Genomic DNA, 23,806 nt, shown 5'->3' with positions numbered 1-23,806 from the left:
GAATGTCCCTGGCAGGAGGGGGCGTGTGCGGTGATTCGAATGCGCCGGGTGTGCTCCGAATGCGCCGCTGCTGACGGGGTGGAGCTGTTGGGGCGCGATGCGGGAATCGGGGAAAGGGCGGCGGGCTCCTGTGATCTTGAGTGCCGGGCCGATCGGGCCCGAACCACTCCCCACTCAACTCGTACGAGGAGTCCCGTGCGTATCCGATCCATCCTGTCGCTGGCCGCGTCCGCCGTCGCGGTCCTGGCGCTCGCCACCCCCTCCCAGGCCGCCGACGACGGCGCCTACTTCATCCGTGACGCGCGCAGCGGTCAGTGTCTCGCGGGCGGCGAAGGCCCGCTCGGGGGCCATGTCGAGCCGTGCAACCCCGGCACCGTGTGGGAGATCCGCAACCAGGGCAACGGCCTGGCCCGGATCGTCGAGGCGCGCGGCGAAGGCCGCTGCCTGGCGCTCTCGCCGATCCGGATCTACCCGCCGGTGGTATGGGTGGACCGGTGCGGCAGCCAGCCCGACGAGTGGTCGATCCAGGGCCCGGACGGCGGCGCGCCGGTGGCCATCGCCCTCGGCCGGGGCGAGCTCGGCTATCTGACCACGGAGGGTGACCGCGCGGTCGTTCTCCCCGACGGCAGGCCCCAGTGGTTCCTGCAGCGGCTCGGCTAGTCCGCCGCACATTCCGTGACCGGGCCCGGGGCTTGAGCTCCGGGCCCGGTCACGTTTCTGTCGGGCGTTGCGCCTGGCGGCGGTCCGGCGCGTGAGAGGGTGCGGCGCTGGTGGGTACGAACGTCGAGGGCATGCAGCAGATCGCGGTCGTCAAGGCGCTGCTCGGGGCCGGGACGGTGTTGGGGCTGGTGACCGGTGTCGCGGCCTATCTGGTGTCCGTGACGGACCGGGCTGTTGAACGCAGAGCCCAGGTCACCGCGCTCGCCCCACTCGGCGCGCGCCCTCGGACGCTGCGTGCGGTGCAGTGTGCCCAGGTGGTGTTGCCGCTGGTGGTGGGGCTGCTGCTTGCGCTGGTGACGGGGAAGCTCACCGAGTCCAGCTATCTGATCACCGGGGGCGGCGCGCTGTTCTGGGACGGGGAGGGCGTTCCGCTGTTGCTGTTCTCGGCGTTGGGTGTGGTGGCGGTCGGGGCGTTGCCGTTGGTGGGGCGGCGGGTGAATCCCGAGCTGATCCGGCGGGACTGATCCGGCGGACGGATCCGGAGTCCGGGGCCCGTGGGCCGTGGTCCGTGGTCCGGGGCCCGGTGTGCGGGGAAAGGCAGAAACTGCCTCTCCTTGTTCCGGCACACCGGGCAGGGCGGGGTGGGGCAGGTCAGTCGCGGCGGGGGCCGATGACGGTGGTTCCGTCGTGCACGGTGATCGCCAGGGCCGGGCAGATGTCGGCGGCGTCCAGGACCCGTTCGTCCGGCTCGATCCCGTCGGCCCGCGCGCGGGCGTGCTCACCGTCCAGGGCGAACACCTCGGGGACGGTTCCGGCACACATGCCCGATCCCTGGCAGAGCTGGGGGTCGACGCGTACGTTCCAGGTCATGGCGGTCACCACTCCACCGGCATGACGCGCGGGCCGCGCACCAGCATCTCGGACTTCCAGGTCACGTCGCCGGCCAGGCGCAGTTCCGGGAAGCGGGTGATGAGGGCGGACAGCGCCTCCTGGAGTTCCAGCCGGGCCAGCGGGGCGCCCAGGCAGTGGTGGACCCCGTGGCCGAATCCGAGGTGCTGGTTGCCCTCGCGGGCGATGTCGAGCACGCCCGGGGCGGCGAACCGCAGTGCGTCGCGGTTGGCGGCGCCGACGGCGACCAGGACCGGGCTGCCCGAGCGGACGAGGGTTCCGCCGACCTCGATGTCTTCGGTGGCGTAACGGGGTTGGCCGGCGCCCCTGCCCAGGGGCACGAAGCGGAGCAGCTCCTCCACCGCGTTCGGGACGAGCTCGGGCTCGGCCCTGAGCCTGGCCAGCTGGTCCGGGTGGTCGAGGAGGGTGAGGACGAAGTTGGGGATCTGGGACGCGGTGGTCTCGTGTCCCGCGACCAGGATGCCCACGCACAGATCGATGAGTTCGAGCTCCGAGAGACGGTCGCCGCCGTCGCGGGCCTCGATGAGCGCTGTCATCAGGTCGTCCTGCGGCGACCGGCGGTGCTGGTCGATCAACCCGGCCATGTAGGCGCGCAGTTCCTCGCGACTCGCGTCGAACTCCTCGGCGGTGAGCGAGCTGGTCGACAGCGCGTCGTCGCTCCATACACGGAAGCGCGGCCGGTCCTCGGTGGGGACGCCCAGCATGCGGCAGATCACGGCGACCGGCAGCGGCAGCGCGAACAGGTCGACCAGGTCGGCGGGTGGTCCGGCGGTTTCCAGCTCGTCGAGGAGGCCGGCGGTCAGTTCCCGGACCTGGGGGCGCAGCTTCTCGGCCTGGCGGACGGTGAACGCCTTGGCGACCAGGGAGCGCAGCCGGGTGTGGTCGGGCGGGTCCATGCCGAGGATGCCGCCGTTGCGCTGTCCCTCGGACTGTCGGGGCTCGTCGTGCGAGGCGGCCGCGGCCCGGCTGAAGCGCTGGTCGCCGAGGACCAGCCGGGCATCGGCGTAGCGGGTGACGAGCCAGGCCGGTTCGCCGTACGGCATCTGGACCTGTAAGAGGCCCTGCCGGTCACGGACGTGCTCGTAGGCATCGGCGAGCTGGAGCCCGTCGGGGGTGTTGAAGGGGTAGGAGAGGGGTGCGACATCTGCTGTGGTCACTGCGTCCTCCCGGATGTAAGCAGCTGCTTACAACGGTAGGAGCGGCCCTCGGGGGCAGTCAACGACGCTTTATGGCCGTTATCCTGACGGGCCGTCCGAGAGGAATGCCACCATGGAACCCGGTTCCGTCCCGCCGTCCGAAGAGCGCCGCAGGGACGCCGCGGCCACCCGTCGCCGGTTGCTGGAGGCGGCCCGCGACCTGTTCGCGGAGCGGGGCTACGAGGGGGCGACGGTCCGGAGCATCGCGGCGCGCGCCGGGGTCAATCAGGCCCTGCTGTTCCGGTATTTCGGCTCGAAACGGGGTTTGCTGACGGAGGTCGTCGCGCTGGGCGGGCTGGAGCAGTTGCGGGCGACGCCGCCCGAGGAGCTTTTCGAGACCGCCCTGCGCTCGATGCTGACCCGTAGCGCGGAGGGGACGGAGGACCGTTCCCTGGAGGTCTATCTGCGGTCGGTCGGGCGGGGCGACGAGGCGGCCGGAACCTTGCGGGAGCTGGGGGAGGAGTACCAGAGCGCGCTGGCCGGGCTCTCCAGTGCCCCGGACGGTGCGCTGCGTGCGGATCTCGCCATGGCCTGGCTGCTGGGGATCGGCCTGATGCGGACGGTTGTCGCGCGGGAACCCCTGGCCGGTGCCGAGCCGGACGAGGTCTGCCGCCTTGTGCTCGGCACGCTCAGCCATCTCTGGTCCGCGCCGCAGTAGGGGAGGGCGCCCGGGGGAGGCGAGGCTTCGGTGCTACGGCGTCGTTCCCCCGGCCCGGGGCGTGAACAGATGGCGGTCGGCGAAGTCCAGGTAGCGGCCCCAGCCGCACGGGGTGATGTCGTGGGCGCCGGAACGCAGGTGGTAGCCGATGCGGTCACCGCGCGCACGTCCGGGCCCGGGGCCCGAGCGCCGGGCCCGGGACTTGAGCCCCGGGCCCGGCACAGCGGTTGTCGCGCCTCAGAGGTCGTCCTGCTCTCAGCGGTTGTTGTGTTCGAAGGCGGCGAAGGCCGTCTCCTGACGCCACTCGGTCGCCGCCTTCGGGTTGGCGGCGAGGTAGCGGGCGCAGCGCGTGCTCGGGTGCTCGGTGCCCGGACGGTTGCCCAGGCAGGCGGAGACCGGGCGGTAGCCGGAAGGGGCGGAACCGGTGGCCCACAGGCTGCGGCCGTTGCGGAACGCGTACTCCAGCGAGGCGCGGGCCAGGTCCTTCAGCTCGACGTAGCTGAGGCCGTACGTCCTGGCCGCGTACTGGTATTCGTGGCTGATGTCGATACGGGAGACGCCCGGGTCGTCGGTGGCCAGCACGATCGGGACTCCGTAGCGGCGGTAGGCGTTGAACGGGTGATCGTCGCCCGCGATGCCGAGGATCTGCTTGTTGCTGGTGAACGGCACCTCGACGGCCACCTTGCGCCGCGCCATCGTCCGGGCCAGCTGCCGCCAGTCGTCCTCGTGGACCAGGTCCACGCCGTGGCCGATGCGCTCGGCCCCGGCGACGAGTACGGCTTCGCGGATGTGGAAGGTCAGGTCCTCGGGCTTGACCAGGCCGGGGGCCAGCTCACCGGCGTGCAGGGTGAGGTGGGAGCCCGGGTACTGGCCGCGCAGGTACTTCAGCATCCGCATCTGGAGGCTGTAGTTGGCCAGCGCGCTCTCGCCGTCCTCGGGCTGTACGAGGTTGACCGCGACGAACCTCGGGTCGCGCTCCGCCAGCCGCATGCCGACCGCCATCTGCGTGAACACCCGTACCGGGGAACTGCCCCGGGACACCTGGGAGATCCACCTGACGGGGAGCCTGCAGCCCGGGGCGGGGCGGGCGGTGTCGCAGTGCGCTGCCGCCCGGAACTGCACGTCGGTGTCGTCGGCCTCCTGGACCGCCTCGTCCACCACCCGGTCGAGCTGACCGCCCGCCACGAGCTTGCGGTGGAGGGCGGCCAGGTCGGCGTCGTAGCCCACCTTGTCGGCGAGCTTCTTGCTGCTGTCCGACGCGGGGGTGACCAGGGTCTCCAGATAGAACTGGTTCTGCTCGACCACGGTGTTGGCCACATTGGCGAGCATCTTGCCGCGGGTGTACGCGGTGGCCAGCCCGAACTTGCCGAACGTGTCGAAGAAGTGGTCGTGCCCGGACTGGTCGGCCGGGAAGTCCTGCATGGACCAGGCCCGCACGATCCGCTGCCGGAACGCGGCGTCGTGCTGCGCGTCGATCGCGGGCCTCGTGCCCGGCCCGCACGGCGGCGCCACGGCCGTGTCCGTCGCGTCGATGCACAGCCCGTTCTCGCCCGCGAGCTTGATCAGGTATTCGGTGGTGACCGCCCCCGACAGGTGGTTGTGGAGGTCGCCTCCCTTGGGCAGCGCCTTGAAGAAGGCCTTCAGCTTCGCCGGCCTGCCCTGCAACGAGGCGAGGTGTGCGGCGGTCCTGGCCTCGGCGGGGGTGACGGGGCGGGGCAGCGCGTGGGCGGCGAGCCGGGGCGCCGACTCCTTCGCGGGGGCGGCGGCGGCCGGGATCGCCGGAAGCAGAGTCAGTACGGCGAGTGCGCCGAACCCGGCCGTGCGCAGCGACTTGGGACGGTGTGCCGTCCGAAATGTTGAGATCACCGCCGAATGATCGCGTTCGAAGAGACCATTCTTCGCCCAAACCGTATGTATGGCCTGAAACCTCCACCCAATCGAGCGATTCCCGCCCTTCTTTTCCCTGTTCCCCGGGGTGTGCGTCAAACGCCCTGTCCGGTGGGGTAGTTGGAGCGGCCGTGTCCAACGGAGAGGAAAGTACTTTCCTTTCTGGAAAGTAGATGCCAGGATGAGGGGGTAGGCAGTTCAGGCAGTGATGAGCAGGCCCGGGAGAGCGCGATGGCACCGCAGGAGAACACCCCCGCCCGTCCGGGCGGAACAGACGTGTCCGCCGACCTCGCGGCCGAAGCTCTGCAGGGCATAGACACGGCCAGGGAGCGGGCCCGTCTCGCGGCCGGGCTGACTCCCGCCTGGTACGGCCCCGCTGCGGCCGTGGCCCTGATCGTTCCCGCCCTCGTCGACGCCTGGGCCCAGGGGCGGGGCGGCTGGGCGGTGCTCCTGTCCCTGCTGATCGCCTTTGCGGGCCTGGGCGTGGTGCTGGTGCTCGTCAACGTCGCCAGGCGCAGGTCGGGAGTGAGGGTGACGCTGCCCTGGTCGGCGCGCCTGCGCCGGGTCGGGGCTCCCCTCCTGATCCTTCTCGTCGCGGGGGGCGCGACGTACGGACTGTGCCGGCAGTTCGGGGCCGACAACGCGGTCGGCAAGATCGCGATGTTCGCCGTCCTGGGGCTCGGCGCCTGGGTGGTGTTCGTCGCGCGGAACGCGACGATCAAGCAGAAGCTCCAGGCGACGAGATGACTGCCGCCCCCGCGCCGGGCGAGCCCGCGATCGACGCGGCGATCAACCACCCCACCCGGCTGGCGGTCGTCGCCTTCCTCTCGGCCTGCGACGAGGCCGAGTTCGCCACCGTGCGCAGTAGCTGTCAGGTGTCCGACTCGATGCTCAGCAAGATCGCCTCTGCCCTGGAGGGGATCGGATACCTCGCCATCCGCAAGGGTTACGTCGGCAAGCGCCCCCGTACCTGGCTCTCGCTCACCCCTGCCGGGCAGCAGGCCCTGGCCCTGCATGTCGCGGCGCTCCAGGGCATCGCTGCCACGGCCCGGCGAGCGGGCGCGGACGTAGGCGCGGACGCGGAGGCCAGGCGTTCTTGAGGTCCGCGACGAACGACGTCCAGGCGGCGGCCCGGAACACGAGCGTCGGGCCCTCGGCCACCTTGGAGTCCCGCACGGGGACGATGCCGGGGTGGCCGTCGCCGACTTCGAGGCAGTTGCCGAGCGGTCGGCCGGTAGGCACGGAACACCGCGCGGGCGTATGCCTCCATCTGCAACAGCCCCGGAATCAGCTGTGACGCGTATTCCCTGATCGCCTTCGCGACCGCCTCCGCATCGGCCTCTTCCGCGAAGTGGTCCCGGTACTTCGACTTTTTCAGGGCGGCGCAGTCGCGGACGAAGAACCCGTCCGCCCCAGGATCTCGTCCAGCTTCTGGGCCTGGTCCAGCCGCATCCGGCGCGTACCGGACTCCAGCTGTCCGATGAGGGGACCGCTCACGAACAGCGGGACTCCCGACTCCTCCTGCGAGAGGCCCGCGCACTCCCTCCGATGGCGGAGTTCGGCACCGAGCAGGGCGCGTGGTGAGGAGGAGGGATCGAGTTTCTTGGGACCCGGCATGACAACTCCCTGTGACACATGTGCGGTTGTTGGTTCTGCGCCTCTTCCAGGTTAATGGCGCGTTGGACACGCTGGGTATGCATTGTCATTACTCAGCGTGGAAAGGAATGGGTCATGACGATCAAGGAACGGCGCAGGGTGACGGAGGGCAGAGTGCGGGCAGCGGAGGATGCGGTGGCGCGGCTGAAGGAGGGTTTCTCGGGGGTCGGGATCACGTTGCCGTCGTTGCGGATCGACCCGGTGTCGTGTGCGGGGAGCGACCCGGTGTCGCCGCTGGTCGACCTCGGCCGGTGCAACCTCGACACGGTGCTGCGGCTGAGCATGGTGCTGGAGGCGCAGGGACAGGCGGGCCATGACGGGTGAGGGCCTTGAGCCGTGCGAGCCGGAGCCGGGGTCGTTCGCGGTGGACACCCGGGACGGGCGGGTGGGGCGCGTGATGGGGAACGTCGGACCATACGTACAACTGCGGGCGCCGGGGGGTGGGGCGGAGTGGGAATGTCCGCCGGAGTCGGTGCGTCCGGCTCCGCTGGGGGAGGTGCTGCGGGCCCGGGTCCGGGAGGTCAACAGGGAGGGGAGGCTGCCGTGACGGTGTCGGGACGCCGGGTGTGACCTGGCGGAGGACGCACGGAAGGGCGACGCCCTGGGCGGGTGCCGCCCTTCGATCGGGTCGATGAGGTCCGGTCGGTGCTGTTTACGGAGCGGGGACTTCGCATACGGGCTTTCGAAGTCCCGGGGCAGTGGGCGAGGCCGGGCAGGAAGGGGCCGCCGGCCTCGTCGGGGTGGTCCTCGACGTACGGGATGGTCGCGTCGCAGACCTCGATGGCGCAGCCGAAGAAGCCGATCGTCGTGGGGCCGTAGTGGAGGTTCCGGCCCGGAGCCGGCCGAGCGCAGTCAGGAAAATTTCAGGGAGCCCCTGCCAGCGTGCCGTTCCATGACAACCGACATGACGGACACCCACGCGCCCGGCGGGCGCACGCGGGCGCGGCAGATGCTGAACAAGGTCCCGGAAGTGACTCTCTACTTCTGGGTGATCAAGGTGCTGTGCACCACCGTGGGCGAGACCGCGGCCGATCTGCTCAATGACAATCTCGGCATGGGGCTGACCAACACCTCGTACCTGATGAGTGCGCTGCTGGTCGTCACTCTGGTCTTCCAGTTCCGGGCGCGTTCCTACGTACCGGGGCTGTACTGGCTGTCCGTGGTCCTGATCAGCGTGGTCGGCACGCTGATCAGCGACAATCTGACCGACAACCTCGGCGTCCCGCTCCAGACCACGACCGTGGTGTTCGCGGTGGCGCTCGCCGTCACGTTCTTCGCCTGGTACGCGAGCGAGCGGACGCTGTCGATCCACTCGATCCGGACGACGCGGCGCGAGGCGTTCTACTGGCTGGCGATCCTGTTCACGTTCGCCCTGGGCACGTCCGCCGGCGACCTGACGGCGGAGAAACTGAACCTGGGGTACTGGCTCTCCGCGATCGTGTTCGCGGCGCTGATCGCGGCCGTCGCCCTCGCTCACCGCACGCTCGACTTCAACGCGGTGTGGTCGTTCTGGATCGCGTACGTCCTGACCCGGCCGCTCGGGGCCTCGCTGGGGGACTACCTGTCGCAGCCCACCGCGGACGGTGGTCTCGGACTGGGCACGGTCGGCACCAGCATCCTGTTCCTCGTTGTCATCCTCGGCCTCGTGGTCTTTCTGACCCGGACCCGGCGCGATGTGACTGAGGAAGACCCCCTGAAGGCGTCCGGCGCGCGGAAGCTCAGCCCGTCGGAAGGGTGACGACGAAGCGTGCGCCGGGGGCGGTGGCGTCCAGGGTGATGTCGCCGCCCGCGGCCCTGGCCAGTCGGCGGGCCAGGGCCAGACCGAGTCCCGCGCCGTCGTGTCCGTCCTCGGGGTGGGCACGGCGGCCGGGTTCGAAGAGCGAGGCGACGAAGTCCGGCGGGATGCCGGGGCCGTCGTCGGACACGTACAGCGTGATCTCGCCCGCGCCCGGTGCGCAGCCGAGGGCGACCGACCGGGTCGCGTAGCGGCGGGCGTTGTCCAGGAGCGGTGTGAGGATGCGTTCGGCGACGTCCTCCGAGACGCCGATGGTCACGTCCTGCGTGCCGTCCGCCGTGACGGTCAGGGGTGGGGCGTCGGGGAACTGGGCCGCGTAGCGCTGTGCCAGGCGGTGCGCGATGTCGGGGAAGCGGGAGCGGCCGGGGGTGTGCGTGTTGCGGGTACGGACCTCCGAGAGCAACGAGTCGCAGATCTGCTGCATGGTCGCTGCGGCGCCCGCGATGGCCGCCAGGGAGGTCTCCTGCTGTTCGGCGGTGCGCGGCCGTCCGGTGAGCCACTCGGTTTCGGCGGTGATCCTGGCGAGCGGGGTGCGCAGTTCGTGGGACAGCTCGGCGGCCTGCTGCTGCTCGTGGCGCAGGACCGCGGCCAGTCGGTCCAGCAGCGCGTCCAGGCTGGTGGCGAACGTGGCGAGTTCGGCGGGCCTGCCCTCGGCGCCGAACCGTTCCGGGGCGCCCGCGGCGCTCCACCGGGTGGCCTGCTCGCTCATCGCGGTCACGGGGCGCAGGGCCCGCCGTACGACGAGGCGGGTCAGGAGATAGATGGTGGCGAGCAGGAGCACGGCCAGGGCGATCGAACCGATCAGGGCGGTGTCCGCCGTGCTGCGGTAGGGGTCGAGGCTCACGGAGCTGACGACGGTACCGGCCCGGACGGGCGGGTGTCCCTCCCGGGCGGGGGTGTCGACGGGGAAGGCGTACAGCCGCCATGAGCCGGGGCCCTTGGTGTCGGCGAAGGTCTCGCGCCGGCCGGCGAGCCGGGCCGCCTGCGCCTCCGGGCCGGCGGGTGCGGTGGGAGGTTTCTCGATGACCGTGCCGCCCTGGAAGATCCAGACTCCGGCGTCCAGGGCCCGGTCCTCGGCCGGTTCCCGGACGACGAGCCGGCCGTCCGGGCGTACGTCCACGGTCGCCGCCACGGCCTCGGCGCGGGTGCGCAGGACGTCGTCGGCCTGGCCGTGCAGCCGCTTGTCGAGGGCGAGGTTGAAGACGGTGGTCAGGACGCCGATCCACAGCGCGCCGGTGGCGAGGGCCATCAGGGCGAGGCGACCGCGGAGGGTCCGGGGGGCGAGGTGGCGGTTCATGGGGGCCTCAGCCGAAGCGGTAGCCGACGCCGCGGACCGTGCCGATGCCCCGGGGGCTGTCCGACTCGCGGAGCTTGCGGCGCAGGCGGGCCAGGTACTGGTCCAGGGTGTTGTCGCTGACCTGCGCCCCTTCCGGCCATCCCGCCCGCAGCAGCGTCCGGCGACGCACCACGGAGCCGGGGTCGGCCATCAGGCACGCCAGCAGGCGGAACTCGGTCGGGGTCAGGGCCACGGGGTGGCCGTGCACCGTCAGCTCGTGCCGTATCGGGTCCAGCCGCATCGCGCCCGCACTGTCGGCGAGGGTGCTGCCGCGGTGCCCGGTCCGGTTCAGGACCGCGCGGACGCGGGCCGCGAGCTCGCTGAGGTGGAACGGCTTGACCAGGTAGTCGTCGCCGCCGGAGGCGAAGCCGGAGAGCCGGTCGGTGAGATTGCCGTGGGCCGTGAGGAAGATCACCGGAACGGTGAACCCCGCACCGCGCATCGCCTGGCACACATCCCGCCCGTCCGAGTCCGGCAGCCCCACATCGAGCACGACCGCGTGCACCGACGCGTCGACCGCCTTCAGGGCGGTGGCGCCGTCGGCGGCGGTCACGACGTCGAAGTCCTCGTCGCGCAGGCCACGGGCCAGGACGTCGCGCAGGCCGTGGTCGTCCTCGACGACAAGAATGCGTGCTGCGGTCACCGGGCCAGTATTACGCGGCCGGTCACTGCATGCGTCACACGATCGTGGGACGCTGAGGGGAACGGCGAAACTGCCGCGGAACCGTCGATCTACGCTCCTTTGACAGGCCACAGGAGAAGGGACTCGCGATGACTGCCGCGATGGTCGGGAACGACCGGACATCCGGGGGCCACCCGTGGGACTACCTGCTGCGGACATGGCGTGAACTGGACGTGCCCGAGGGGTGGCGTGCCGAGATCGATGAAGAGCGGATCGTCTTGGGACCTCCGCCTCATGCGCATCACAACGGCATCGCTGAAATGGTGCAGCATCGCCTATATCGGGTGCTCCCCGAAGGACTGGGCATCTACCAGACCCTGGGCATCCACGTTGCGCCCCTCGACAGGCTCTACGTCCCCGATCTGGTCATCATGGAGCGCGAACTGATCATGGCCGCCGATCCGGAGACCAGCGACCCGATGGACGCGGCGGAAGCACAGCTCATCGTCGAAGTCACCTCGAAGGGCAACGCCCGGGACGACCGGACGAAGAAGTACCGCGCCTATGCCCGCGCGGGCGTGTCGATGTATCTGCTGATCGACCGGTTCGACACACGTGGGGCGATGACCACCCTGTTCACGGAGCCCAACGAGGACGGGACGTACAAGCACTCCGATCCGGTGCCGTTCGGCAAGCCGCTGGTCCTGCCGGAGCCGTTCGGTACGACGCTCCTCACGGATGAGTTCCCGGCCTGAGCGGACATGGACGAGGGCGGCACCCGGTGTCGGGTGCCGCCCTCGTCCATGTCCGTGTGCCCGGGGTCAGACCCCGGCCGGTTCCTTCGTCGGACTGTCGGGGCCGGTCGTCGGGGACGTCGGGCCGCCCGTTGCCGCGACCGTGGATTCGGCCGGTTCCTGCGAGACGTTGAACTCCGCCAGCAGGTCCTTGCTGAAGCCGAAGAAGTACGTCGCGAAGAACCCGGCGAAGTAACCGACCAGCAGGCCGCCCGCGTAGATCGCGACCGTGGTGCCCAGGCCGTGGTTGCCGTCCAAAAGGGGGAACAGGGCCCAGCCGGACGGACCGATGGCCGTGGAGCCGACCTTGTCGCCGAGCTGGTTGAACAGGCCGATGAAGCCGCCGCCGAACGCACCGCCCACGCACGCCGTGATGAACGGGCGGCCGAGCGGGAGGCTGACGCCGTAGATCAGGGGCTCGCCGACGCCCAGCAGACCGGCCGGAAGGGCGGACTTGATGGTGCGGCGGATCGACTCGTTGCGCGGGAGGCGGAAGTAGACCGCGGCGGCCGCGCCGACCTGGCCGGCGCCCGCCATCGCGAGGATCGGGAGCAGCACGGTGTAGCCCTGCTGCTCGATCAGGGTGGTGTGGATCGGGATGAGCGCCTGGTGCAGGCCCAGCATCACCAGGGGCAGGAAGAGACCGCCGAGCACGAAGCCCGCGCCCGCGCCGCCGTTGGACAGCAGCCAGTCGGCGAACGTACCGATGGCGGTGGAGATCTCACCGGCCACGTACATCAGGCCGAAGATCGTCACCAGGCCGGAGACCAGGACCGTGAGGGTCGGGGTGACCAGTACGTCCAGTGCCTCGGGCACCCAGCGCCGGCACCACTTCTCCACGTACACCGCAAGCACCGCCGCGCCGAGCGCGCCCAGCACACCGCCCTGTCCGGGGGAGAGCTTCTGGCCGAACGCCTCGATGTTCGCGACGCCCGGGAAGACGATGATCGCGGCGACCGCACCGCCCAGGATCGGCGTACCGCCGAATTCCTTCGCCGTGTTGTAGCCGACGAACACGGCGATCAGCGCCATGAAGCCGGACGCCATCGCGGCCAGGGCGGGGGTGACCGAGGTCAGCCAGCCCAGGTTCACCAGCAGGCCGTTGAGGCCGGCGATGATGCCGCAGCCGATGAGCGCCGGGATCAGCGGGACGAAGATGTTCGCGACCCTGCGCAGGAACAGCTTGAACGGGGTGGCGTTCTTCGTCTTCCGCGCCGCCTTCATCGCGGCGCCCTGAGCGGCGAGCTCGTCCGCGGAGGCGGAGGCGGAGGCCGGTGCGGGAGGTGCGGCTTCGCCCGGTGCGGGGTCCGCCGTCCTGCCCTCCTCGACCAGCTGCTCGAACTCCGGTGTGACCCGGGCGACGGTGCCGGGGCCGAGGACGATCTGGTACGTGTCGTCCTCGACCACACCCATGACGGCGGGGACCGCCTTCAGGGCCTCGTCGTCGACGAGCGAACGGTCGTGCAGGCCCAGCCGGAGCCGGGTCATGCAGTGGGCGATGGAGCTGACGTTCGCGGCGCCACCGACGAGCGGAAGGATCGCGGCGGCGGTGGCGCGGTTCTTGTCTTCTGTTGCCATGGTGCGTGGGGCCTTGCTGTGCGGGGGTGCGGGGGTGGAACCGGTGGGTCAGGTGGTGCGGGGGGCGGCGGCGAGGGCGGCGCGGAGATGGCCGTCGGAGGCGGCCAGCAGGGTGGCGGCGGTGGGGCCGTCGACCTGGCCGAGAATGGCGAGGATGGCGTTCTTCACCTCGCCGTCGGTCGCGGCGAGGGCGGCCTCGATCTCCTCGTCGGACGCCCCGGTGGCGAGCGAGACGATCCGGCGGGAGCGGGCGCGCAGCTTCTCGTTGGAGGCGCGGACGTCGACCATCAGATTCCCGTACGTCTTGCCGAGCCGGATCATCGTGATCGTCGAGAGCATGTTGAGGACGAGCTTCTGGGCCGTGCCCGCCTTGAGCCGGGTGGAGCCGGTGAGCAGCTCCGGGCCGACGACGACCTCGATGCCGTGCTCCGCCGCGGCGCCCAGCGCGGAGTCCGCGTTGCAGGACAGCCCGATGGTCAGCGCGCCCTTCCTGCGGGCGTGCTCGACGGCGCCGATCGCGAACGGCGTGCGGCCGGAGGCGGAGATGCCGACCACGGTGTCGTCGGCGGTGAGGTCCAGGGCGTCGAGGTCCGCGGCGGCCAGCTCCTTGCTGTCCTCGGCGCCTTCGACGGCCTTGACCATGGCGGACGGGCCGCCCGCGATCAGGCCGATGACCTCGGAGGGGTCGGTGTTGAAGGTGGGCGGGCACTCGCTGGCGTCGAGCACGCCGAGCCGGCCGGCGGTGCCCGCGCCCGCGTAGATCAGCCGGCCGCCGCGGGCCATGCGTTCCGCGGTGCCGTCGATGGCGGCGGCTATCTCGGGCAGCCGGGCGCCGACGGCGGCCGGGACGGACTGGTCCTCGCCGTTCATGATGCGGGCGATCTCAAGCGTGCCGAGCCGGTCGATCTCGGCGAGCTCGGGACGGAACGCCTCGGTGGTGAGTGTCGCGAGCTGGGCGCGCAGCTCGCCGTATCCGTCGGCGGCGGTGGGGTCGGCGTCGGTGGTGGAGGTCATGGAGGGCGGCTCTGCTTTCTCGGTCTCGTACGGTTCAGCGGGTGCGGGTGCGGGTGCTCTGGTCCGGCGGGGCGGGCCGGTCAGCGCGGGCGTGGGGTGTGGCGGTGGGCCAGCGCCTCGTAGGAGGCGGCGAGGGCCGGTGCGGCCGTCTCGTACGTGCGCTGTGCGACGCCTATGAACAGGCAGTCCACGACGAGCAGCTGGCTCGTACGGCTCGACATGGCGGCGGGCCGCAGCTCGCTCTCCCGGGCGGTGGACGTGGTCAGTACGTGGTCGGCGTACTGCGTGACGGGGCCGTCGGGGCGGCCGGTGATCGCGATCGTCGTCGCCCCGCGGTCGAAGGCGACCCGCAGCGGCTCGATGACGTCGACCGTGGAGCCGGAGTGCGTGATCGCGATGGCCACATCGCCGGAGCGGAGCTGCACGGCGTTGGTCACCGCGAGGTGCGGGTCCGTGTGGGAGTGCGCGATCAGGCCGATCCGGGCCAGCTTCTGCGCGAGGTCCTGGCCGACGAGGGAGGAGGCGCCCACGCCGTAGATGTCGATCCGCCGGGCGGTGGCGGCGGCGGCCACGGCGGCACCGAGCTGGACGGTGTCGAGCCCCGCGGCCGTGTCGGCGAGGGTCTGCTGCTCGTCGTAGGCCAGCTTGGCGACCACGTCGGCGATCGGGTCGTCGACCGCTATGTCGGCGGTGACGGAGGGAGCCCGACCGGACTGCTGGTGCGCGGCGAGCCCGGCGAGGGCCAGACGCAGATCGCGGTAGCCGGGGTAGCCGAGGAGGCGGGCCGTGCGGACCACGGTCGCCTCGCTGGTGCCGGTGAGCTCGGCGAGACCGGTGACCGTGAGGGCTGCGCAGCCGGCCGGGTCACCGGCGACGGCCTCGGCGACGCGTTGCATGGAACGGGTCATGGAGGGCGCGAGCGTGCGCACCTTGGCCGCGAGGGCCGCCGGGGCGGGCGGGGAGTCAGCGCTGAAACTTTCCTTCAGGTCATGGGTCACCTTTGAAAGATATTTTCAACCGGGTTGCCCGTCAACCCCCCCTTTGGTCCCTGCCTCTTCGGTCGCTGCCGCCGACAGCGCGGAAACGGGAGCGGCGGGCGCGCGAGGCGGGTTCGCGGGCGGGGTGACAATGGGCCCATGGAGATGAACCCCCTGGAACAGGCGTTGCACACGGCCCGCGCGCTGGTCATGGCCGATCTTGCCGCGGGTGACGTCGCCGAGGCCGGGATCGTCTCGCTGGTCGAGGACGCGGTGACGCACCGCCGCTGGTGGGTCGAGCAGTGGCCCGACGGCGCCGCGTTCGTGGTCGGGCTCGTCGCCCAGGACGTACAGGACGCCCTGCTCGAACGGTACGGGCGATGGCCGCTCTGCCCGGTCTGCGACGCGGGCGACCCGCACGCCCTGGACGTCGAACCCGAACTGGGCCCGGACCCGCACTGGGTGTGCACCAAGGCCGCGGTGGCCGTGGCACCGGTCGGTTCGCTGAGCGGGATACTGCGGCGGTGACCGTCTACATCGACCCGCCGCAGTGGCCGGGACACGGGCGACTCTGGTCGCACCTGGTCAGCGATGTGTCCTTCGAGGAACTGCACGCCTTCGCGGCGTCCATCGGCTGCCCGCCGCGCGCGTTCGAGCGGGATCACTACGACCTACCGGAAACACGGTACGAGGACGCGGTGCGGGCCGGGGCCCGGCAGATCGGCTCGAAGGAGCTCGTCCGCCGGATCACGGAGGCGGGACTGCGGCGGCCCAAGGGGCGGCCCGCACCGGGCTGATCCGCGCTCAGGCGGTCGTCGAGGGCGCGCACACCTCCGCCGCGTCCCGCGACGCGGCGGCCGGGGCGCCCGTCACCAGCCGGGACGACGAGCCGCGGCTGCGCTGGAGCCGCAGCGAGAACACCACGGCCACCAGCGCCAGCACCGTCATCGCCGCCCCGGCCCACGCGGTCGCCGCGAAACCGAAGTCGGCGTCGATCACCGTGCCGCCCAGCCAGGGGCCGCCCGTGTTGCCGAGGTTGAACGCGGCCGTCGTCGTCGCGCCGGCCAGCGTCGGGGCGGCGCCCGCGACGTTGAACATCCGGGCGTTCAGCGCCGGGGCCGTGTAGAACGCCGACAGGCCCAGCAGGAACGAGAGCCCGATTGCCGCGACCTGGTTCGACGCGAACAGGGCCAGCGCGACCAGGAAGACCGTCGAGGCCGCGATACCGGTCATCAGCACCCCGAAGAGATGCGCGTCCGCGACCCGGCCGCCGATCGTCGTACCGACCAGAGCACCGATCCCGAAGAGCGCGAGCACCGTCGGCACCCAGCCCGAGTCCAGCCCGGCGACATCCGTCAGCAGCGGGGCCAGATAGCTGAACGCGCAGAAGACACCGCCCGCGGCGAGCGCCGTGATCACGATCGACAGCCACACCTGCCGGTCCCGGTAGATGCTCATCTCCTGCTTGAGCCGCGGCTTCTGCTCCGGCAGCGGAATACGCGGAATCAGCGTCGTCACCCCGACCAGAGCCACGGCGGATGCCGCGCCCACGGCCCAGAACGCCGACCGCCAGCCGAGGTTCTCACCGAGGAACGCGCCCAGGGGCACGCCCAGCACATTGGCGATCGACAGACCGCCGATCATCACGGCCATCGCACGGGCCCGCGAGTTCACCGGCACCATCGCGATGGCGACCGCCGCCCCCACCGCCCAGAACCCGGCACAGGCGAACGCGCTCACCACCCGGGACGCGAAGAGCACCTCGTACGTCGGGGCCAGCGCGCCCGCGACCTGACCGAGGCCGAAGACGGAGATCAGGGCGATCAGCGTGGTGCGGCGCGGCAGCCGGAGCGTGGCCACGGCGAGCAGCGGGGCGCCGATCACCATGCCGATCGCGAAGGCGGATATGAGGAGTCCGGCACGGGGGATCGACACGTTCATGTCGTCGGCGATGGGCGGCAACAGCCCGGAGAGCATGAATTCGCTGGTTCCCAGGGCGAAGACCGAGAGACCCAGGATGTATACGGCCAGGGGCATGCGGGAGCGGCTAGCGGCAGAGTCGGGCATGACAGCTGCCAACAGCGATCACGGCCCCGGCATTCCCCCGCCGCCGCGGGTCAGTGGCTGAGCAGCTGCAATTCGGTCTGCAGGTTCTGCCGCGCCCGCGGCTCCCAGTGCTTTGCCCCGTACGGCGTACGGAACAGCCGCGGCAGCCCGAGCAGCTGGCTCAGCACCGTCGCCCGCCCCTCCCGGAACGCGTCGTCGGGCACGAAGCCGTACTCCTCGCGCACCTGCGCCGCGTACGCCGCGTACTCCCTGGGGGCCGCCGCGAGAATGGCCAGATCCGCGTCGCAGAGCACCTCGCCGTCGGTGTCGCCGTCCGCCGGGTCGTGGGTGATGGTGAGCCGCACCAGACGGGCCACCTCGGCCGTGACACCGTCCGGCACCCCGGCCTCCGGGAGGGCACGCTCGGCGAGCGCCGCGCTGCGCTCCTCGTTCTCGGACCGGTCGGGCCGGTACACCGCGTCGTGGAACCAGGCGGCGAGGCGTACCGCGTCCGGGTCGGCCGCGTACCCGGCGAGCGTGTCGATGTGATCGAGCACCGCGACCAGGTGCGCGGTGGTGTGGTAGCGCCGCTGCGGCTCGGCCCAGCGCGCCAGCAGGTTGGCGGCGTACGGCGCCGGATCGGGCCCGGGAGCCCCGCCCCGGGCGCGGATGAGCGCTTCCTGCCAGCGCTCGCGGAGGGAGTCATCGGCGCCGTCGGCCCCGTGGGCACCGCCCGCACGCGAACTGTCGCTCATGCGATGACCCTATAGCCCGGGACCGGCCGGCTTCCGGCAACTCCGGGGGAGAAGAAGTCCAGGCCGGAGGGCTCCCAGTGGGCGGGGGCGTCGTGGTCCGGCGTGAACCAGGTACGCAGCCCCCGGACCGAACGCGCTGTTGGGGCGGATCCCGTGCCCGACCGGGTATGTGGCCCGATCACGTGTCGGCCTTCTTCCGCGCATGGACGTGCAGGCACAGACCTGCGAGGTCCTGATCGGACGGTGTGTTTCGCGAGACATTAAGCGATTGTTCAACAAACCCACAGGAGGGTGGTGTGAGCCGCCGGCTATCGGGCGGTGAGACGTTCCGCGTACGCCTCCGCCAGCTGGCGCCGCGAATCCTCCAGGTAGAAGGCCAGCATCCGCTCCGCGCCCGCCGCGTCGCCCTGCGCCAGCCGGTCCGCGATCTCCCTGTTCCGGGTGAGGTAGGGCTCGTGGAAGCGGCGCGGGTCGGCCATCACATGGAAGGCCAGCCGCAGTTCGGCGAGGACGTTGCGCATCAGTTCGTCGGTGCGGGGGCTGTTCGCGAGGCCGGTCAGGGCCTGGTGGAAGCGGATGTTGGCGGTCGAGCAGACCGGCCAGTCGTCGGCCAGCGCCGCCCGTTCGCCCGTCGACACGGCGGCCTCGACGTCCGTCAGGTCGTACGGCGGTTCGCCCAGCGTGCGCAGGGCCGCGCACTCGACGAGCAGCCGGACCCGGTAGATGTCCACCAGGTCGTCGACGGCGAGGACGCGGACGAAGACGCCCTTGTTGAGCCGGTGTTCCAGGAGGCGTTCGTGCGACAGCAGGCGGAAGGCCTCGCGCAGGGTGTTCCTGGACACGGCGAGGGCGCCGCTGATGTTCTCCTCGGAGAGCCGGCTGCCCGGTGGGAAGTAGCCTTCGGTGATCCGGTCGCGCAGGATGGCGGCGACCCGCTCGGCGGTGCCGGAACGGGCCAGGGAGGCGCTGTCCGCCGCCAGTTCGGAGAGGTCCGGAGAAGTCCGGCCGCCCGCGGTCCCCGTCATGCCCCGTCCCCTGCCTGTTCGTGCCGGTGCCTGGTGCGCCGCGCTTGTTCGCGCTGCTGTCTGTCGCTTCAGTGAACCGTACGGCGTCTCCCACTGCCCAAGCCGGGTCTTGTCAGATTGTTGAACGATCGCTAGCGTGCGCCCGTGATGGATCTGACGAACCCGCCGAGCCGGACAGCCCCGATGGATCTCAACGCCGATCTCGGCGAAGGGTTCGGGCACTGGACCCTCACCGATGACGACGCGCTGCTCGACTGTGTCACCAGCGCCAATGTGGCCTGCGGATTCCACGCGGGCGACGCCTCCGTGATGCGGCGGGTATGCGACACCGCCGCCGCCAGAGGGGTACGGATCGGCGCCCAGGTCGCGTACCGCGATCTGGCCGGCTTCGGGCGTCGCTCGATGGACGTCCCGCCCGCCGAGCTGACCGCCGAGGTCGCCTACCAGATCGGCGCCCTGCGGGTGTTCGCCGAGGCGGCCGGGTCCACGGTCTCGTACGTCAAACCGCACGGCGCCCTCTACAACCGTGCCGTCTGGGACGACGACCAGGCCGCCGCCGTGGTCGAGGGCGTCCGGCTGGCCGGCGGGGACCTGGCGGTCCTCGGGCTCCCGGGCTCGCGCCTGCTCGCCCACGCCGGGGCCGCGGGCCTCACCGCCGTGCAGGAGGCCTTCGCCGACCGCGCGTACACGCCCCGGGGCACGCTGGTCCCGCGCGGCGAGCCCGGCGCGGTGGTGCACGACGAGGACGAGGTCGTACGCCGCAGTGTCGGGATGGCGGTGGACGGGGGCGTCACCGGGGTGGACGGCAGCCGGATACCCGTCGCGGCGCGCTCGCTGTGCGTGCACGGCGACACCCCGGGTGCGGCGGCGCTGGCGCGCAGGGTCAGGGCCGCGCTGGAGGCGGCGGGTGTGACCCTGCGGGCGTTCGCATGAGTACGGGGGTTCGCACGGGCGGGGGTATCGAGGTCCTCCCCGCCGGCCCCGGGGCGCTGCTCGTCGAGCTGGCCTCCGGTGAACAGGCCGAGGCCTTCCACGCCGAGCTGCTGCGCCGCCGCGCGCTCGGTGAACTGCCCGCCGTACGCGAGATCGTGCCCGGTGCCCGGACCGTCCTCCTCGACGGCATCGCGGACCGCACCCCGGACGGCCGCGCGCGGTTCGCCCGGGATCTCGCCTCCTGGCCGATACCGCCGTTGCGCCGCGACACCGGGGAAGCCGTCGAGATCCCCGTCGTCTACGACGGTCCGGACCTCGCGGACGTCGCGGCGGCCTGGGGCGTCGCCGTCGCCGAAGTGCCCCGTATCCACGCCGGGACCGAATTCCGGGTGGCCTTCTGCGGGTTCGCCCCCGGCTTCGGCTACCTCACCGGGCTCCCCGAGCGCCTGCACCTGCCGCGCCGCGCGACCCCGCGCACCCGGGTCCCGGCCGGTGCGCTGGCACTCGCGGGGGCGTACACCGGGGTGTACCCGCGTCCGTCGCCCGGCGGCTGGCAGCTCATCGGGCGGATGCCCGACCCGGGCGAGCTGTGGAACCCGGTCCGTGAACCGGCCGCGCTGCTGAGCCCCGGGGCGCGGGTGCGCTTCGTCGCGGCGGAGGCGCGGGCGTGACCGGCGCCATCGACGTGGTTCGGGCCGGTGCCGTCGAGGTGGTTCGGGCCGGTGCCGTCGACGTGGTCCGGGCCGGTGCCATCGAGGTGGTTCGGGCCGGTGCCCTGACCACCGTTCAGGACGCGGGTCGCGTCGGCTGGGTGCATCTCGGGGTGCCGCGCGCGGGCGCCCTGGACGCCCCCGCCCACCGCCTCGCCAACCGGCTGGCCGGGAACGGGACGGACGCCGCGGTGCTGGAGACGACCGTCACCGGCTGCGCGGTCCGCCCGGACCGGCCCGTGCTCGCCGTCGTCGGCGGGGCGCCCTGCCGGGTCACCGTCGACGGGCGGCCGGTGGCCTGGGGAACCCCGGTGCGCGTACCGGCGGGCGCGGTGCTCGACGCGGGCCCCGCGGTCCGGGGCCTGCGCAGCTATCTGGCGTTCGGCGGCGGCCTGCTGCCGGAACCGGTGCTGGGCAGCAGATCGGCCGACCTGCTCTCCGGGCTCGGCCCGGCACCCCTGCGCGACGGGGACGTACTGCCCCTGGGCCAGGACCCGTCGAGGCCCCCGGGCACCGACGCCGTGCCCTGGCCGGGCGTGCCCGCCGAGCTGGTGCTCCCGCTGCGCCTCGGCCCCCGCCACGCCTGGTTCACCGACGAGGCGCTGCGTACGCTCACCAGCGCCACCTACCGCGTCTCGCCGAACAGCAACCGCATCGGCCTGCGCACCCAGGGTCCGGCCCTGGCGCGCGCCCGCGAGGGCGAGCTGCCCAGCGAGGGGATGGTGCTCGGCGCGATCCAGGTGCCGCCGGACGGGCGCCCGGTGGTGTTCCTCAACGACCATCCGACGACCGGGGGTTACCCGGTCGTCGGTGTCGTGCACGAAACCGCACTCGCGGGCGCGGCACAGGCGGTGCCGGGAACCCGGGTGCGGTTCGTGCGGGCGGGCTGAGAACAGGTCCTACGCCGCCGCCCTGAACCCCCGCAGCCGCAGCGAGTTGCCGACCACGAAGACCGAGGAGAACGCCATCGCGGCGCCCGCGATCATCGGGTTGAGCAGCCCGGCCGCGGCGAGCGGCAGGGCGGCCACGTTGTAGGCGAAGGCCCAGAACAGGTTCGTGCGGATGGTGCCGAGGGTCTTGCGCGACAGCCGGATGGCGTCCGCCGCGGCCCGCAGGTCCCCGCGTACCAGCGTCAGATCGCCGGCCTCGATGGCGGCGTCCGTGCCGGTGCCCATTGCCAGGCCCAGATCGGCCTGGGCGAGGGCGGCGGCGTCGTTGACCCCGTCACCGACCATGGCGACCGAACGGCCCTCGGCCTGGAGCTTCTTGACGACGTCGACCTTGTCCTCCGGCATGACCTCCGCGTACACCTTCTCGATCCCGACCTCGGCCGCGACCGCCTCGGCCACCGCCCGGTTGTCGCCGGTCAGCAGGATCGGGGTGAGGCCCAGGGCCCGCAGCCGCTCGATGGCCTCCGCGCTGGTGTCCTTGACCGCGTCGGCGACTTCGAGCACGGCGCGTGCCTCGCCGTCCCAGGCGACCGCGATGGCCGTCCGGCCCGCGGCCTCCGCCTCGGCCTTGCGCCGGGCCAGCTCCACCGGGAGGTGGAGCTCCCATTCGGCGAGCAGCTGCTCGCGGCCGACGAGGACGGCGTGGCCCTCGACGACGCCCTGGACGCCGAGGCCGGGGATGTTGGCGAAGTCCTCGGGGGTGGGGAGGGGGGTGCCGGTGCGGTCGGCGGCTCCGGCGGCGACGGCCTGGGCGATGGGGTGTTCGGAGGAGTGTTCCAGGGCGCCGGCGAGGCGGAGCACGTCGGTTTCGTCGGTGTCTTCGGTGGTGTGGACGTCGAGGAGGGTCATGCGGCCGGTGGTGACGGTGCCGGTCTTGTCGAGGACGATCGTGTCGACGCGGCGGGTGGTCTCCAGGACTTCGGGGCCCTTGATGAGGATGCCGAGCTGGGCGCCGCGTCCGGTGCCGACCATGAGGGCGGTGGGGGTGGCGAGGCCCAGGGCGCAGGGGCAGGCGATGATCAGTACGGCCACGGCGGCGGTGAAGGCGGCGGTCAGGCCCGCGCCGTTGCCGAGCCAGAAGCCGAGTGTGCCGAGTGCCAGGGCGATGACGACGGGCACGAAGACGGCGGAGATCCGGTCCGCGAGGCGCTGTGCCGCCGCCTTGCCGTTCTGCGCGTCCTCGACGAGCTTCGCCATCCGGGCCAGCTGGGTGTCGGCGCCGATCCGGGTGGCTTCGACGACGAGCCGGCCGCCCGCGTTGAGCGTGGCCCCGGTGACGGAGTCGCCGACGCCGACCTCCACGGGCACGGACTCACCGGTGAGCATCGAGGCGTCCACGGCCGAGGCACCCTCGACGACGGTGCCGTCGGTGGCGATCTTCTCGCCGGGGCGGACCAGGAACCGGTCCCCGACCTGGAGTTCGGCGGTCGGCACGGTCACCTCACGGCCGCCGCGCAACACGGTCACTTCCTTGGCGCCGAGTTCGAGGAGCGCCTTGAGGGCCGCGCCCGCCTTCCGCTTGGAGCGGGCCTCGAAGTAGCGCCCGGCCAGGATGAAGGCGGTGACTCCGGCGGCCGCCTCCAAGTAGATGTTCCCGGCGCCGTCGCTCCGCCCGATGGTCAGCTCGAACGGGTGCGTCATGCCGACCATGCCCGCCGTGCCGAAGAACAGCGCCCACAGCGACCACAGGAACGCGGCCGAGGTGCCGACCGAGATCAGCGTGTCCATCGTGGCCGCGCCGTGCCGGGCGTTGGTCCAGGCGGCGCGGTGGAAGGGCCAGGCGGCGTACGTGACGACCGGGGCCGTCAGCGTCAGCGAGAGCCACTGCCAGTAGTCGAACTGGAGCGCCGGGACCATCGACATCGCGATCACCGGCACGGCGAGCGCGACGGCGGTCAGCAGCCGCTGGCGCAGGGGCCGCAGCTCGTCGTCGTCCGCGGCCTCGGGGGCGTCGTCCCCGGTGGGTACCGGGGGAGCGGGCTCGTGCGCGGTGTAGCCGGTCTTCTCGACGGTGGCGATCAGGTCCTGTACGGAGACGTCCTCGCCCCGGTAGCTGACCTTGGCCTTCTCGGTGGCGTAATTGACGGTGGCCTCGACGCCGTCCATCCGGTTGAGCTTCTTCTCGATGCGGGCCGCGCAGGAGGCGCAGGTCATGCCGCCGATCGCGAGCTCGACCTCTGCGGCGGTGCCGGTGGCGTTGCCGGTGCCGGTTGTGGCGGTGTGCGCGGACACGATGTCCTCCCTGGCGGAGACGTTGATACCCCTGGGGGGTATACATTGCTGATTCAGGTATACCCCCCTCCCC

Annotated in this window: 27 protein-coding genes and 3 pseudogenes; 14 read left to right on the top strand and 16 right to left on the bottom strand. The window is 71.9% G+C overall.

The genetic code is table 11. The annotated features are described in order from the left end of the window. The first annotated feature begins 195 nt into the window (after positions 1 to 195). Positions 196 to 660 (top strand): RICIN domain-containing protein, encoded by a 465-nt coding sequence (locus tag OG520_RS17905; protein ID WP_406013829.1) that lies wholly within the window; start codon positions 196 to 198, stop codon positions 658 to 660. 110 nt (positions 661 to 770) lie between these two features. Beyond that, positions 771 to 1,184 (top strand): annotated as a pseudogene (locus OG520_RS17900) (ABC transporter permease); the annotation flags it as partial. Between the two features lie 127 nt (positions 1,185 to 1,311). On the opposite strand, the gene OG520_RS17895 reads toward OG520_RS17900, so the two are convergent. Further along, positions 1,312 to 1,530 (bottom strand): ferredoxin, encoded by a 219-nt coding sequence (locus OG520_RS17895; protein WP_266416058.1) that lies wholly within the window; start codon positions 1,528 to 1,530, stop codon positions 1,312 to 1,314. Between the two features lie 5 nt (positions 1,531 to 1,535). After that, positions 1,536 to 2,726 (bottom strand): cytochrome P450, encoded by a 1,191-nt coding sequence (locus OG520_RS17890; protein WP_399331218.1) that lies wholly within the window; start codon positions 2,724 to 2,726, stop codon positions 1,536 to 1,538. A 112-nt stretch (positions 2,727 to 2,838) separates the two neighbouring features. Between OG520_RS17890 and OG520_RS17885 the strand changes: the two genes are divergently transcribed. Further along, positions 2,839 to 3,423: a TetR/AcrR family transcriptional regulator gene (locus OG520_RS17885; RefSeq protein ID WP_399331220.1), complete on the top strand. Its 585-nt coding sequence runs from the start codon at positions 2,839 to 2,841 to the stop codon at positions 3,421 to 3,423. Between the two features lie 33 nt (positions 3,424 to 3,456). Here the strand turns inward: OG520_RS17885 and OG520_RS17880 are convergent, their stop codons facing one another. After that, positions 3,457 to 3,645, bottom strand: coding sequence for a hypothetical protein (locus tag OG520_RS17880; RefSeq protein WP_406013828.1), 189 nt, complete (start codon positions 3,643 to 3,645; stop codon positions 3,457 to 3,459). Between the two features lie 33 nt (positions 3,646 to 3,678). After that, positions 3,679 to 5,289 (bottom strand): adenosine deaminase, encoded by a 1,611-nt coding sequence (locus OG520_RS17875; RefSeq protein ID WP_406013827.1) that lies wholly within the window; start codon positions 5,287 to 5,289, stop codon positions 3,679 to 3,681. A gap of 252 nt (positions 5,290 to 5,541) precedes the next feature. Here OG520_RS17875 and OG520_RS17870 point away from each other — a divergent pair, with 252 nt between their 5' ends. Both OG520_RS17870 and OG520_RS17865 read left to right on the top strand, forming a co-directional pair. Continuing rightward, the gene (locus tag OG520_RS17870) at positions 5,542 to 6,057 is read left to right on the top strand and encodes a hypothetical protein (protein ID WP_406013826.1); all 516 of its coding nucleotides are present in this window, start codon (positions 5,542 to 5,544) and stop codon (positions 6,055 to 6,057) included. After that, positions 6,054 to 6,410: a winged helix-turn-helix domain-containing protein gene (locus OG520_RS17865; protein WP_406013825.1), complete on the top strand. Its 357-nt coding sequence runs from the start codon at positions 6,054 to 6,056 to the stop codon at positions 6,408 to 6,410. The genes OG520_RS17870 and OG520_RS17865 overlap by 4 nt, the downstream gene beginning before the upstream one ends. Here the strand turns inward: OG520_RS17865 and OG520_RS17860 are convergent. Continuing rightward, entirely contained in the window at positions 6,292 to 6,552 is a 261-nt protein-coding gene (locus OG520_RS17860; protein WP_406016512.1) for a DUF397 domain-containing protein, read from the bottom strand. The genes OG520_RS17865 and OG520_RS17860 overlap by 119 nt on opposite strands. Continuing rightward, positions 6,515 to 6,927 (bottom strand): annotated as a pseudogene (locus OG520_RS17855) (Scr1 family TA system antitoxin-like transcriptional regulator); the annotation flags it as partial. The pseudogene OG520_RS17855 and the gene OG520_RS17860, both read right to left, overlap by 38 nt. 114 nt (positions 6,928 to 7,041) lie before the next feature. On the opposite strand from OG520_RS17855, the gene OG520_RS17850 reads away from it, so the two are divergent. From OG520_RS17850 to OG520_RS17840, 3 genes are all read left to right on the top strand, one after another. Then, the gene (locus OG520_RS17850) at positions 7,042 to 7,290 is read left to right on the top strand and encodes a hypothetical protein (RefSeq protein WP_406013824.1); all 249 of its coding nucleotides are present in this window, start codon (positions 7,042 to 7,044) and stop codon (positions 7,288 to 7,290) included. Then, complete coding sequence (locus OG520_RS17845) at positions 7,280 to 7,513, top strand: hypothetical protein (RefSeq protein WP_399331232.1); 234 nt, start codon at positions 7,280 to 7,282, stop codon at positions 7,511 to 7,513. Before OG520_RS17850 ends, OG520_RS17845 begins: the two co-directional genes overlap by 11 nt. 345 nt (positions 7,514 to 7,858) lie before the next feature. Next, on the top strand, positions 7,859 to 8,704 hold the full coding sequence (locus tag OG520_RS17840) for a hypothetical protein (RefSeq protein WP_406013823.1): 846 nt from the start codon (positions 7,859 to 7,861) through the stop codon (positions 8,702 to 8,704). On the opposite strand, the gene OG520_RS17835 is transcribed toward OG520_RS17840, so the two are convergent. Both OG520_RS17835 and OG520_RS17830 read right to left on the bottom strand, forming a co-directional pair. Then, on the bottom strand, positions 8,685 to 10,058 hold the full coding sequence (locus OG520_RS17835) for an ATP-binding protein (RefSeq protein ID WP_406013822.1): 1,374 nt from the start codon (positions 10,056 to 10,058) through the stop codon (positions 8,685 to 8,687). The two genes, OG520_RS17840 and OG520_RS17835, sit on opposite strands and share 20 nt — an antisense overlap. Before the next feature lie 7 nt (positions 10,059 to 10,065). Beyond that, complete coding sequence (locus tag OG520_RS17830) at positions 10,066 to 10,740, bottom strand: response regulator transcription factor (RefSeq protein ID WP_406013821.1); 675 nt, start codon at positions 10,738 to 10,740, stop codon at positions 10,066 to 10,068. A 128-nt stretch (positions 10,741 to 10,868) separates the two neighbouring features. Here OG520_RS17830 and OG520_RS17825 point away from each other — a divergent pair, with 128 nt between their 5' ends. Then, positions 10,869 to 11,474 carry a Uma2 family endonuclease gene (locus OG520_RS17825; RefSeq protein ID WP_406013820.1) on the top strand — a complete coding sequence of 202 codons (606 nt, stop codon included), beginning with the start codon at positions 10,869 to 10,871 and terminating at the stop codon, positions 11,472 to 11,474. Positions 11,475 to 11,540: 66 nt separating this feature from the next. On the opposite strand, the gene OG520_RS17820 is transcribed toward OG520_RS17825, so the two are convergent. From OG520_RS17820 to OG520_RS17810, 3 genes are all read right to left on the bottom strand, one after another. Then, on the bottom strand, positions 11,541 to 13,091 hold the full coding sequence (locus OG520_RS17820; protein WP_406013819.1) for a PTS transporter subunit EIIC: 1,551 nt from the start codon (positions 13,089 to 13,091) through the stop codon (positions 11,541 to 11,543). Between the two features lie 48 nt (positions 13,092 to 13,139). Further along, complete coding sequence (gene murQ, locus OG520_RS17815; RefSeq protein WP_406013818.1) at positions 13,140 to 14,105, bottom strand: N-acetylmuramic acid 6-phosphate etherase; 966 nt, start codon at positions 14,103 to 14,105, stop codon at positions 13,140 to 13,142. A gap of 80 nt (positions 14,106 to 14,185) precedes the next feature. Further along, positions 14,186 to 15,103 carry a MurR/RpiR family transcriptional regulator gene (locus OG520_RS17810; protein ID WP_351075215.1) on the bottom strand — a complete coding sequence of 306 codons (918 nt, stop codon included), beginning with the start codon at positions 15,101 to 15,103 and terminating at the stop codon, positions 14,186 to 14,188. Positions 15,104 to 15,241: 138 nt separating this feature from the next. On the opposite strand from OG520_RS17810, the gene OG520_RS17805 reads away from it, so the two are divergent. Together OG520_RS17805 and OG520_RS17800 are read left to right on the top strand one after the other, a co-directional pair. Continuing rightward, on the top strand, positions 15,242 to 15,610 hold the full coding sequence (locus tag OG520_RS17805; protein ID WP_072487914.1) for a hypothetical protein: 369 nt from the start codon (positions 15,242 to 15,244) through the stop codon (positions 15,608 to 15,610). Beyond that, the gene (locus OG520_RS17800) at positions 15,607 to 15,879 is read left to right on the top strand and encodes a DUF4031 domain-containing protein (protein ID WP_406013817.1); all 273 of its coding nucleotides are present in this window, start codon (positions 15,607 to 15,609) and stop codon (positions 15,877 to 15,879) included. Before OG520_RS17805 ends, OG520_RS17800 begins: the two co-directional genes overlap by 4 nt. A gap of 7 nt (positions 15,880 to 15,886) precedes the next feature. On the opposite strand, the gene OG520_RS17795 is transcribed toward OG520_RS17800, so the two are convergent. From OG520_RS17795 to OG520_RS17780, 4 genes and pseudogenes are all read right to left on the bottom strand, one after another. After that, complete coding sequence (locus tag OG520_RS17795) at positions 15,887 to 17,119, bottom strand: Cmx/CmrA family chloramphenicol efflux MFS transporter (RefSeq protein ID WP_399331247.1); 1,233 nt, start codon at positions 17,117 to 17,119, stop codon at positions 15,887 to 15,889. Between the two features lie 80 nt (positions 17,120 to 17,199). Further along, positions 17,200 to 17,883: a hypothetical protein gene (locus tag OG520_RS17790; RefSeq protein WP_406013816.1), complete on the bottom strand. Its 684-nt coding sequence runs from the start codon at positions 17,881 to 17,883 to the stop codon at positions 17,200 to 17,202. A gap of 38 nt (positions 17,884 to 17,921) precedes the next feature. Beyond that, a pseudogene (locus OG520_RS17785) lies at positions 17,922 to 18,060 on the bottom strand (DUF2891 family protein); the annotation flags it as partial. A gap of 131 nt (positions 18,061 to 18,191) precedes the next feature. Then, a complete protein-coding gene (locus OG520_RS17780; RefSeq protein ID WP_406013815.1) occupies positions 18,192 to 18,908 on the bottom strand; it encodes a GntR family transcriptional regulator in 717 nt (238 codons plus the stop codon). A gap of 183 nt (positions 18,909 to 19,091) precedes the next feature. Between OG520_RS17780 and OG520_RS17775 the strand changes: the two genes are divergently transcribed. From OG520_RS17775 to OG520_RS17765, 3 genes are all read left to right on the top strand, one after another. Next, the gene (locus OG520_RS17775; RefSeq protein ID WP_406016511.1) at positions 19,092 to 19,841 is read left to right on the top strand and encodes a LamB/YcsF family protein; all 750 of its coding nucleotides are present in this window, start codon (positions 19,092 to 19,094) and stop codon (positions 19,839 to 19,841) included. Then, complete coding sequence (locus OG520_RS17770) at positions 19,838 to 20,512, top strand: allophanate hydrolase subunit 1 (RefSeq protein ID WP_399331253.1); 675 nt, start codon at positions 19,838 to 19,840, stop codon at positions 20,510 to 20,512. The genes OG520_RS17775 and OG520_RS17770 overlap by 4 nt, the downstream gene beginning before the upstream one ends. 62 nt (positions 20,513 to 20,574) lie before the next feature. Further along, complete coding sequence (locus OG520_RS17765) at positions 20,575 to 21,441, top strand: biotin-dependent carboxyltransferase family protein (protein WP_406016510.1); 867 nt, start codon at positions 20,575 to 20,577, stop codon at positions 21,439 to 21,441. A 9-nt stretch (positions 21,442 to 21,450) separates the two neighbouring features. On the opposite strand, the gene OG520_RS17760 is transcribed toward OG520_RS17765, so the two are convergent. Next, positions 21,451 to 23,733 carry a heavy metal translocating P-type ATPase gene (locus tag OG520_RS17760; RefSeq protein WP_406013814.1) on the bottom strand — a complete coding sequence of 761 codons (2,283 nt, stop codon included), beginning with the start codon at positions 23,731 to 23,733 and terminating at the stop codon, positions 21,451 to 21,453. Positions 23,734 to 23,806 lie beyond the last annotated feature (73 nt).

It is taken from the genome of Streptomyces sp. NBC_00984, assembly GCF_045162475.1.
Lineage (GTDB): Bacteria > Actinomycetota > Actinomycetes > Streptomycetales > Streptomycetaceae > Streptomyces.
The sequence above is the reverse complement of the archived record's forward strand: the minus strand, read 5'-3'. Positions and strand labels throughout refer to the sequence as shown.

Excerpts from the sequence above, each read along its gene's own strand:
- OG520_RS17825 (WP_406013820.1), top strand. The coding sequence starts at position 10,869 with ATGACTGCCGCGATGGTCGGGAACGACCGGACATCCGGGGGCCACCCG.
- OG520_RS17820 (WP_406013819.1), bottom strand. The coding sequence starts at position 13,091 with ATGGCAACAGAAGACAAGAACCGCGCCACCGCCGCCGCGATCCTTCCG.
- OG520_RS17895 (WP_266416058.1), bottom strand. The coding sequence starts at position 1,530 with ATGACCTGGAACGTACGCGTCGACCCCCAGCTCTGCCAGGGATCGGGC.
- OG520_RS17770 (WP_399331253.1), top strand. The coding sequence starts at position 19,838 with ATGAGTACGGGGGTTCGCACGGGCGGGGGTATCGAGGTCCTCCCCGCC.
- OG520_RS17780 (WP_406013815.1), bottom strand. The coding sequence starts at position 18,908 with ATGACGGGGACCGCGGGCGGCCGGACTTCTCCGGACCTCTCCGAACTG.
- OG520_RS17870 (WP_406013826.1), top strand. The coding sequence starts at position 5,542 with ATGGCACCGCAGGAGAACACCCCCGCCCGTCCGGGCGGAACAGACGTG.
- OG520_RS17865 (WP_406013825.1), top strand. The coding sequence starts at position 6,054 with ATGACTGCCGCCCCCGCGCCGGGCGAGCCCGCGATCGACGCGGCGATC.
- OG520_RS17775 (WP_406016511.1), top strand. The coding sequence starts at position 19,092 with ATGGATCTCAACGCCGATCTCGGCGAAGGGTTCGGGCACTGGACCCTC.
- OG520_RS17850 (WP_406013824.1), top strand. The coding sequence starts at position 7,042 with ATGACGATCAAGGAACGGCGCAGGGTGACGGAGGGCAGAGTGCGGGCA.
- OG520_RS17835 (WP_406013822.1), bottom strand. The coding sequence starts at position 10,058 with ATGAACCGCCACCTCGCCCCCCGGACCCTCCGCGGTCGCCTCGCCCTG.
- OG520_RS17885 (WP_399331220.1), top strand. The coding sequence starts at position 2,839 with ATGGAACCCGGTTCCGTCCCGCCGTCCGAAGAGCGCCGCAGGGACGCC.
- OG520_RS17795 (WP_399331247.1), bottom strand. The coding sequence starts at position 17,119 with ATGCCCCTGGCCGTATACATCCTGGGTCTCTCGGTCTTCGCCCTGGGA.
- OG520_RS17790 (WP_406013816.1), bottom strand. The coding sequence starts at position 17,883 with ATGAGCGACAGTTCGCGTGCGGGCGGTGCCCACGGGGCCGACGGCGCC.
- OG520_RS17845 (WP_399331232.1), top strand. The coding sequence starts at position 7,280 with ATGACGGGTGAGGGCCTTGAGCCGTGCGAGCCGGAGCCGGGGTCGTTC.
- OG520_RS17840 (WP_406013823.1), top strand. The coding sequence starts at position 7,859 with ATGACAACCGACATGACGGACACCCACGCGCCCGGCGGGCGCACGCGG.
- murQ (WP_406013818.1), bottom strand. The coding sequence starts at position 14,105 with ATGACCTCCACCACCGACGCCGACCCCACCGCCGCCGACGGATACGGC.
- OG520_RS17805 (WP_072487914.1), top strand. The coding sequence starts at position 15,242 with ATGGAGATGAACCCCCTGGAACAGGCGTTGCACACGGCCCGCGCGCTG.